Genomic DNA, 1,192 nt, shown 5'->3' on the forward strand with positions numbered 1-1,192 from the left:
ACTTCGGTGACCACGCCGGCGCCCACGGTGCGGCCCCCTTCGCGAATGGCGAAGCGCAGGCCCGTCTCAATGGCCACCGGGGTAATCAGCTCAATGTCCATATTGATATCATCACCGGGCATGACCATCTCTACACCGGCCGGCAGACTGATGGTGCCGGTCACATCGGTGGTGCGCACATAAAACTGGGGCCGGTAGCCCTGGAAGAAAGGCGTATGCCGCCCGCCCTCCTCTTTCTTCAAGACATAAACCTGGGCCTTGAACTTGGTCAGAGGCTGGATGCTCCCGGGCTTCGCCAAAACCTGGCCCCGCTCCACCGAATCACGGTCAATGCCCCGCAGAAGAACTCCAATGTTATCGCCGGCTTCCGCCTCGTCCAAAATCTTGTGGAACATCTCCACACCGGTAGCCACCGTCTTCCGCGAACGATCCGAAAAACCGACAATCTCAACCTCGTCACCGGTCTTGATGGTCCCGCGATCCACACGACCCGTCACCACCGTGCCCCGGCCGGTAATGGAAAAAACATCCTCAATGGGCATCAAGAAAGGCTTATCCTTGTCCCGCTCGGGAACGGGAATATAGCTGTCCACCGCATCCATTAACTGCCATATGGGGCTGCAGGACTCGCAGTCACGCGAACCACAGCCGCACTCCAAAGCCTTAAGAGCAGAGCCAACCACAACGGGGGTGTCATCTCCCGGAAACTCATACTCGGAGAGAAGATCCCGCACCTCCATCTCCACCAGCTCCAAAAGCTCAGGATCGTCTACCATATCCGCCTTGTTCAAAAAGACAACAATGTAGGGAACATTAACCTGCCGCGAAAGCAAAATATGCTCCCGCGTCTGCGGCATGGGACCATCAGCCGCAGAAACAACCAAAATGGCCCCGTCCATCTGAGCCGCACCGGTAATCATGTTCTTAACATAGTCGGCGTGACCGGGACAGTCCACATGCGCATAATGACGATTATCAGTCTCATACTCCACATGAGCCGTGGCAATGGTAATCCCCCGCTCCTTCTCCTCAGGAGCCTTGTCAATCTGCTCAAAACTAGTCTTCTGCGCCAATCCCGCATTGGATAAACAAGATGTAATCGCCGCCGTCAACGTGGTCTTGCCATGGTCCACATGACCAATGGTCCCAATGTTCACGTGGGGCTTGGTCCGCTCATACTTTTTCTTAGCCA

At 55.9% G+C, this 1,192-nt stretch carries 1 protein-coding gene; it reads right to left on the minus strand.

The features are described 5' to 3' along the window. A partial coding sequence (tuf, locus tag ACE4YL_RS10590; RefSeq protein ID WP_461369627.1) for an elongation factor Tu occupies positions 1-1,192 on the minus strand: 1,192 nt, incomplete at both ends.

The sequence above is a fragment of the Candidatus Darwinibacter acetoxidans genome, assembly GCF_041936445.1.
Lineage (GTDB): Bacteria > Bacillota > Limnochordia > Darwinibacteriales > Darwinibacteriaceae > DTU010.